Raw genomic sequence first — 7,583 nt, 5'->3', positions numbered from 1 at the left:
CGGCGGCGAGGGGTCCGGCCGGCGCGCCGCCGCTCGGGGGCGGGCTGAGCGGAGGGGGTGTCGCGGTCATGCCTCGATCGTGCGCCGCCCGGTGGGGGCGCGGCGTGGCCCCGGGGTCGCGACGTCGGGCGGCCGGCGTCCCACCGCGGGTGGACGGCGGGGCCGACGGCGGGACGACGGGAGGTCCGACCGTGGACGGTCCGGGGCTGGGTCGGGGTCTGAGTCCGGCCTGCGCCGAGTCGGAGTCCGGCATGGGTCCGCGCATGCGTCCGGGCATGCAAGGACCCCCCGCACACCCGCCAGAGCCCGCCTGCCCTTGCTGCCTTCCGGCCCTGGGGGGGTTCAGCGGGGTGACGCCGTACGAGGGGTCTGCACCCAGCCTAACGCAGCCCGGGCGGCTGCCGGGCACGCGGCGTGAGCCGGTGGGCGCCCGGGCGCTGACGGCCCGGGCCGCCGGCGCGTCAGCGGTCGACGTGCGGCATGCGCTGCGTGGGCGGGCCCCCCTCGGGGTCCCGGCCGGAGAGGCGCTGCGTCGGACGGTCACCCGACCCGCTGCGCCGTCCCCGCACCGCCGGCGAGGAGACGCTGCGCCGCGGCGGCGTGGCGGTGGGCGGCTCGGGCACCTCGAACGCGTCGTCGTCCAGGAGCGGGCCGTCGACGACCATCGTGTCGTCGACCGACGTCGGCGGCGGCGTCGCGGAGGACGCGGTGCGCCGCGGCGTCGCCGGCCGGCTCGGCGCGGGCGCGGCGGGCGGCTCGTCCGGGACGGGCGTGGCGGCGGACGTGGCCGGAGCGGACGTGGCAGACGCGGACGTGGCAGACGCGGACGTGACCGGAGCGGACGTGACCGGAGCGGACGTGGCAGGCGCGGACGTGGCAGGCACGGACGTGGCAGGCACGGACGTGGCAGGCACGGACGTCGCGGCGGGGGCGGTCGCGGCGGTGTGCGCCCCGGACGACGTCGCACGCGTCGTGCCGGCGCCCGGCTCCCGAGCCGCGGCGTCGCGGCCGGCGCCCCACTCGGGCCAGTCGGCGAGGGCCGCCTGGTCGGCGTCCGTGCCCGCGTCGAGGCGCGTGTCGAGGTCCGCGTCGCCGTCCGCGGCGTCGTCGTCGGACGCCCGCGCGGCGGTCCCGGTGGCGTCGTCCGTGCTCGCGGGGCCGGGGGACGTGACGCCGGGTGCGCGCTTCGTCGCCGACCGCGGCGCCGCACCGGTGGGCGTGCCACCGGCCGTGCCGGTCGTCGGCGCGTCGGCGGCCGTGCCGTCGTCGTCGCCGGACGGCGTCGGGCGCGGCACGTCCGACGCCCCGGGCGGCAGCAGCCGCCAGGCGAGCCAGAGCAGCAGGCCGAGCACGACGGTCCACGCACCGCCCACGACGAGCATCACGGCGAGCGGGACGCGCTCGGACGTCTCGAGCTCGAGGCCGACGACGACGCCCGCGACGAGCGTGGCGACGCCCCACCCCGCGGCGACCGCCGCGAGCAGCCGCACCGGCCGACGGTCGCGGCGGCGGAACGCCACGGCGGCGGCGAGCACCCCGATCACGGCCGTGACCAGCGCGGACAGCGTCACCAGGAGCCACGACGCGCGCCCCTGCACCGCGAGCACCAGCAGGCCGACGAGGGCGCTCGTCACCGCGGGCAGCGTCAGCGCGGCGATCGCGACGCCGATGGCGGGCTCACGCCACTCGTCGATCGGCCACGGCTCGGGGCGGGCGTAGGGCGCGGCGCCGGAGGGAGGAGCGGTCTGATCCATGCCGCCTCACGCTACCCACTCGCGTCCGGTTCGTCCGGTCCGGCCGGTCAGCCGTCCAGGACGTGACGCAGGTACCGGTCGGGCGCGTCGAGGAACCCGCGCCAGCGCCGCACGAGCTCCAGGTCCTCCCATGCGCTGCGGCGCAGGCCGTGGTCGCCGACCTCCCACACCGTCGCGCCCGGCAGCGCCGCGAGCAGGGGCGAGTGCGTCGACAGGAGCACCTGCGAGCCGTTGCGGACGAGGTCGTGCAGGTGCTGGAGCAGCGCCAGGCAGCCGGTGAACGACAGCGCCGACTCCGGCTCGTCGAGGACGTAGAAGCCCGGGAGCATCATCCGGTCGCCGACGAGCGTGAGGAACGACTCCCCGTGCGACATCGCGTGGAACTCCGGCTCGGGGTTCGAGGTCGGGCGGCCGCCCGGGTTCTCCTCGAGGTACGTGTAGAACGAGTGCATCGTCTCGGCGCGCAGGAAGAACCCGCGGCGCGGCGAGCCGACGCCCCGCAGCAGGCGCAGCCGGTCCGCGAGGCCGGACTCCGTGCGCCGGGTGCTGTGGCGCGAGCCGATCGCCCCGCCCTCCGGGCCCATGCCGAACGCGCCGGCGACGGCCTCGACGAGGGTCGACTTGCCGGCGCCGTTGTCGCCGACGAGGACGGTCGCCGCGGACAGGTCCCACCCCTGCGCGAGCACCTGCGCGACGGCGGGCACGTGGCGGAACCAGTCGTGGCCGGTCGGCCCGTCGTCGTCCGGGGCCGCCTCGACGCGCACGACGGGCAGCGCGCTGCGCATGGCGCCCCGCGCCCGTCCCGCCGCCCCGCTCGTCACGGCCCCACCCCACCACGCACCACCGACACGGTCGAGCCCGAGCCCCCCGATCCGCCGCCGGCGGAACCGTCTCCTCCACGCCGACGTCCACGACGAGCGCGGCCTGGCGTGCGGTTCGCAGCCCGGACGCGCACGCCGGACCCCGTTCGGCGTGGACACCCACCGCCGTCGCGGCGTCGACGGCCCGCGGTCCGCGGCGCGCGTCGGCTCCGGTAGACTTTCCGCGCGGCTCGTCGGTCCCGACCGGCTGCCGCCGCCAGGAGGATTCGCCTAGTGGCCTATGGCGCACGCTTGGAAAGCGTGTTGGGTGCAAGCCCTCGGGGGTTCGAATCCCCCATCCTCCGCCGGCACGCAGGGCCCGTCACCGCAGCGATGCGGGACGGGCCCTGCGTCGTGCTGCGCCAGGTTGCGTCGTGCTGCGCCAGGTCGCGTCGTGCTGCACCGGCAGCGGCGTCGTGCTCCGCGCGGCCGCGGCCGCGGGCGTCATCCGGCCCGCGGCGACCGCCGTAGGCTGGACGACCGTGGCGACGTTCTCCTCCGTGACCCAGCAGCACGTCCTCCAGGCGATCGCGGAGTACGACGACCGCGGCGGGGAGCAGTTCCTCGCGCTGTACGGGTTCGAGCCCGCGCCGGCCTACGCGATCCTCCACGAGGGTCGGGAGTACGACGCCCGCGCGGTCCTCGGCGTCGCGCACCGGTTCGCGACGGGCCGCATGGCGACGTCGGACGACTTCCACGGCATGGACGCCGCGGTGGCCCTGCTGCGTCGGCGCGGGTTCGAGGTCACCGACCCGTACGTGGCGGCCGCACCCGCCGCGGCACCGGCCCGCGCGCCCCGGTCGTCGGCCCCGAGGGCGCCGCGCACGACGACGCCCCGCACCACGGCACCGCGCGCGACGCGCACCCCCGCCCGCGAGGAGCGCCCCCTCGCGATCTGCCCCACGTGCTTCCAGGCACTGCCGGCCACGGGCGTCTGCGACAACTGCAGCTGACGCCCCGCCCCGCCCCACTCGCCGACCGCGGTAGGTCGCACCGACCGCGGTCGCTGCACCTGCCGCACTCGGTGCGAGGTACCGCACTCGGCGCTAGGTATCGCACTCGGTGCCTGGTGGACGCCGGTGCCGCGCTCGACGAGCACCCTCGCCGAGCGCGGTAGGTCGCACCGAGCGCGGGTGGTGCACCTGCCGCACTCGGTGCGAGATAACGCACTCGGCGCGGTGCGCGTCGCGCGGCGCGGTGCGCGTCGCGCGGCGCGGTGCGCGTCGCGTGACGGGGACGGTGCCCCGCGGAGGGCTCGTACGCACCGGCGCGCGTCCCGTCCGCGGGCGGCGGTGACCGCGGGTGCGCCCGGCGTGCCGATGCCCCTGCTCACGCCAGCAGGGGCAGCCGGCCGACGATCTTGTCGACCCGGTTGCGCGGGCCCACGATGCTGACCGCGTGGTACGCGAGCGCGTCCCCCGGCGCACCGGCCACCGCGTCGAGGTACTCGTCGTAGACGCGGGTCGCCTGCGCGGCGACCGGCATGTCGGCGACGAAGACACGCGGCGACGCCGCCGCCCGTGCGCGGATCGCGGCGAGCCGGTCCGCGGGTGCAGCCAGCACCGCGCAGCCCGCCCACGGCAGGCCCGGGTGCGCCGACCCGGCGGCGTCGACGGCGTCCGGGCCGAGGAGCCCGTCCACGCCCGCGGCGGTGGCGGCGCTGACGCACACCGCGGCGTTGACCGCGCGGCCGGCGGGCATCGCCTCGTCCACCACGACGACCCACTTGAGCCGCGCGGCGCGCGTCGGCTCGCCGGTGCGCACCTCGTCGGGCGCGAACCCGACCCGTCCGCCGGTCGCACGCACGCCCGTCCCCGGCACGCCTGTCTCCTGCGATCCCGCTTCCTGCACGCCCGTTCCCCTCGCTGCTCGACCACATGGCGCCCTGAGGCAGGCACACTAGGCATCGACACGGTGCTCACGGTGGGATCCCGTACCACGTACGGCCCAGGAGGCGGAATGATCGAGCTGGACGACCTCGATACGGCGATCCTGCGCGAGATGCAGGTCGACGCACGGCGCACGAACCGCGACATCGCGGCCGCGGTGGGCGTCGCGCCGACCACCGCGCTCGACCGGACGCGCGCCCTGCGCGAGCGGGGCGTGATCCGCGGCGCGATCCTCGACGTCGACCTGGCGGCGATCGGCCGGCCGGTGCAGGCGCTCGTCGCCGTGCGCATCCGGCCCCCGTCGCGCCGGGTCATCGAGGCGTTCCGCACGTGGGTCGTGGCGCTGCCGGAGACGCTCGGCGTGTTCGTCACGAGCGGCGGTGACGACTTCCTCGTGCACGTCGCCGTGCCCGACAACGAGCACCTGTACGCGTTCGTGATCGACCGGCTGACGGAGCGGCCGGAGGTCGCCGACGTGCGCACGTCCGTCGTCTACGAGCACCTGCGCAACCCGGTGGTGGTGCCGCCGACACGCGCCTCCGCACGCCGGACGGGGCGTGGCCGCACCCGCTGACCCGCGCGCCCGCCGCACGCGCCGCCCCCGGCCGCCAGGTCAGCAGCCCGCGGCCTCGTACCCGCACAGCAGGTCCCACGCCCGCCGCGCCTGGTCGGTGACCGTCGTGCGCGCGGCGCCGACGGTGCTCTCGCCGCCCTCGGCGGACACCAGCGTGACGGCGCTCCCCCGGCGCGTGACGACGAGGTACGCGCCCATCGCGTCGTCCCCGCCCGCGTCGTAGTGGTCGGTGGCGAGGCCCGCCCCCCGCGCGCCGACCGGCACCTCCTCGGCCCGGTACGTCGTGCCCTCCGCGCCCGCGCAGCCGGCCAGGGCCTCACCCAGCGTCCCCGCCGCCGCCGCCACCGCGTCGTCCGCGGTGGCGAACGCCGCGAGCTGCTGGATGCCCACGACCGCCTCGTACGCGCCGTCGCCGTGCACGTGGGTGCGCATCGCGGTCGCGTCCTCGGGGACGACCTCACCGCAGGCGTCCGGCAGGCGCCACGCCTCGACGGTGCCCGTCGCGGCGGGCTCCGCCTCCCCGAACGCGTCGGGCGGCAGGAGCACGTCGGCGGTCACGTCGGTGCGTGCGGCCGGGGGCGCGGTCGCGTCCGGTGCGGACGTGGGGCTCGTCGCCGTGGGGACGGACGGTGCCATGGCCGTCCCGGTGCCCACGGGCGCCTCGGCGTCCGTGCACGCGGCGAGGGGCGCGACGAGCAGGAGGCCGACGGCCGCCGACCAGGGGCGCCGGCTCGGACGGGTCGTGCGTCGGTCACTCATACGGCTCCTGTCGACGAGCCGGCCGCGGTCCGACCGGCCGTTCCACCGTCACGGCTCGCCGCGGACGCCGCAATTGCGTGGCGCCGCGCGCCCGCCGGCCCAGGCCAGGGACGACGGCCGACGACGACCTCGTCCACCCGTCCCGCGGGCCGACGACGCGGCGCGCGCCCGCGGCCGCCGCGTACGGCGGGTCCTGCCCATGGGACCGGTCCTTTCCAGCGGCCCCGCCGGGCCTCCTCCACCGGTGGACGAGCGCCCCGCCCGGCCCGGCCGGGTGGCACCATCAGGCGGTGGCCGACGACATCACCCTCACCTGGTCCGCCTGGCACGACCTCACGGCGGCCCAGGCCTACGACGTGCTGCGCCTGCGCGTCGACGTGTTCGTCGTCGAGCAGCGGTGCGCCTACCCGGAGATCGACGGGCGCGACCTCGAGCCCGGCTCGCGGCACCTGGTCGCGACGCGTGCCGGCCGGGTGGTCGGCTACCTGCGGCTGCTCGAGGACGGCGCGCTCGAGGGCACGCCGGCCCGGCCGCGCATCGGGCGCGTGTGCGTCGCGCGGTCGGCGCGGAACGTGGGGCTCGCGTCCCGGCTGATGCGCGCGGCCGTCGAGGCGGCGGGCCCGCGCGAGCAGGTGCTGGACGCGCAGGCGCACCTCGAGGGCTGGTACGCGCGGTTCGGCTTCGCCGCCGCGTCGGACGTCTACTCCGAGGACGGCATCCCGCACGTGACGATGGTCCGCCCGGCCCCCGGTACCGCCGCCGCGCCGTCCCCCCGGCTGGGCGCGCAGGCCTGAGCGTCGCGCCGGCCCGACCGCCGCACGGGCCCGGCCGCCGCACGGGCCCGACCGCGAGCGGGGGCGACGGGCGCGCGGACGTGATCCGCCGCAGCGTGGGACGCAGCGCGGAACACCGCGGACCGGGTGCGGTGTTGCAGCGCGCATGACGACCCTCGGACTGATCGGCGCAGGACACATCGGCTCGCAGCTCGCCCGCCTCGCGGTGCGGCACGGCCTCGACGTCGTGGTGAGCAACTCGCGGGGCCCGCACACCCTCGTCGACCTCGTCGCAGAGCTGGGCGACCGCGCGCGCGCCGGCACGGCGCAGGAGGCGGCGGAGGCGGGCGACCTGGTCGTCGTCACGATCCCGCTGAAGGCGATCGGGTCCGTACCGGTCGAGCCGCTCGCCGGCAAGGTCGTGATCGACACCGACAACTACTACCCGCAGCGCGACGGGCAGATCGCGGAGCTCGACGACGAGTCGACCACCACCGCCGAGCTGCTGCAGCGGCACCTGCCGCAGTCGCACGTCGTCAAGGCGTTCAACCACATCCTCGCCGCGGACCTCACGACCGACGGCGCCCCGACGGGCACGCCCGGACGCCGCGCGCTCGTCGTCGCCGGCGACGACGCGGACGCCCGGGCGCGCGTCGTGGCGCTGCTCGACCGGTTCGGCTTCGACGCCGTCGAGCTGAGCCCCCTGTCGGAGGGCTGGCGCATCCAGCGCGACACGCCCGGGTACGGCGTGCGGCGCACCGCGGACGAGCTGCGCGCGGACCTCGCGGCGGCCCGGCGCTACCGCGACATGTGACCGCGGGCCTGCCGCGCGGGCCGGTCCGACCCCGTGTCGGACCGGCCCGGTAGCGTCCCTCGGGTGGACGCGCTCACCCGGTCCGGCGCGCTCGCGTGGCGCCTGCGCCGCCAGCTGCTCGACCCGCCCGGCGCGACGACGCCCGCGGGCGTGGTCGGCG

At 77.8% G+C, this 7,583-nt stretch carries 7 protein-coding genes, 1 tRNA gene, 1 other RNA gene and 1 pseudogene; 5 read left to right on the top strand and 5 right to left on the bottom strand.

The window, feature by feature from the left end; all coding sequences use genetic code 11:
- Window positions 1-276: 276 nt before the first annotated feature.
- The 3 genes from ffs to AB6N23_RS16185 form a co-directional block, all read right to left on the bottom strand.
- Window positions 277-373, bottom strand: an RNA gene (gene ffs / locus AB6N23_RS16195) — signal recognition particle sRNA small type.
- Between the two features lie 88 nt (window positions 374-461).
- Complete coding sequence (locus tag AB6N23_RS16190; protein WP_412867023.1) at window positions 462-1,754, bottom strand: hypothetical protein; 1,293 nt, start codon at window positions 1,752-1,754, stop codon at window positions 462-464.
- Between the two features lie 47 nt (window positions 1,755-1,801).
- Window positions 1,802-2,539: an AAA family ATPase gene (locus tag AB6N23_RS16185; RefSeq protein WP_412867024.1), complete on the bottom strand. Its 738-nt coding sequence runs from the start codon at window positions 2,537-2,539 to the stop codon at window positions 1,802-1,804.
- 295 nt (window positions 2,540-2,834) lie between these two features.
- Here AB6N23_RS16185 and AB6N23_RS16180 point away from each other — a divergent pair.
- Window positions 2,835-2,919 (top strand) — tRNA-Ser (locus AB6N23_RS16180).
- Window positions 2,920-2,988: 69 nt separating this feature from the next.
- Window positions 2,989-3,567, top strand: coding sequence for a ScoMcrA-related endonuclease (locus AB6N23_RS16175; RefSeq protein ID WP_412867022.1), 579 nt, complete (start codon window positions 2,989-2,991; stop codon window positions 3,565-3,567).
- Window positions 3,568-3,943: 376 nt separating this feature from the next.
- Here AB6N23_RS16175 and AB6N23_RS16170 read toward each other — a convergent pair whose 3' ends face one another.
- Complete coding sequence (locus AB6N23_RS16170) at window positions 3,944-4,435, bottom strand: DUF2000 domain-containing protein (RefSeq protein WP_412867021.1); 492 nt, start codon at window positions 4,433-4,435, stop codon at window positions 3,944-3,946.
- Between the two features lie 138 nt (window positions 4,436-4,573).
- Here AB6N23_RS16170 and AB6N23_RS16165 point away from each other — a divergent pair, with 138 nt between their 5' ends.
- Entirely contained in the window at window positions 4,574-5,077 is a 504-nt protein-coding gene (locus AB6N23_RS16165) for an Lrp/AsnC family transcriptional regulator (RefSeq protein ID WP_412867020.1), read from the top strand.
- Window positions 5,078-5,116: 39 nt separating this feature from the next.
- On the opposite strand, the gene AB6N23_RS16160 is transcribed toward AB6N23_RS16165, so the two are convergent.
- Window positions 5,117-5,836 (bottom strand): hypothetical protein, encoded by a 720-nt coding sequence (locus AB6N23_RS16160; RefSeq protein WP_412867019.1) that lies wholly within the window; start codon window positions 5,834-5,836, stop codon window positions 5,117-5,119.
- A gap of 290 nt (window positions 5,837-6,126) precedes the next feature.
- Here AB6N23_RS16160 and AB6N23_RS16155 point away from each other — a divergent pair, with 290 nt between their 5' ends.
- A complete protein-coding gene (locus tag AB6N23_RS16155) occupies window positions 6,127-6,630 on the top strand; it encodes a GNAT family N-acetyltransferase (RefSeq protein ID WP_412867018.1) in 504 nt (167 codons plus the stop codon).
- Between the two features lie 130 nt (window positions 6,631-6,760).
- Window positions 6,761-7,423 (top strand): annotated as a pseudogene (locus tag AB6N23_RS16150) (NADPH-dependent F420 reductase); the annotation flags it as partial.
- Window positions 7,424-7,583: the final 160 nt, after the last annotated feature.

Source organism: Cellulomonas pasadenensis (assembly GCF_047229365.1).
Classification (GTDB): domain Bacteria; phylum Actinomycetota; class Actinomycetes; order Actinomycetales; family Cellulomonadaceae; genus Cellulomonas.
This window is presented reverse-complemented; position numbering and strand designations above follow the sequence as displayed.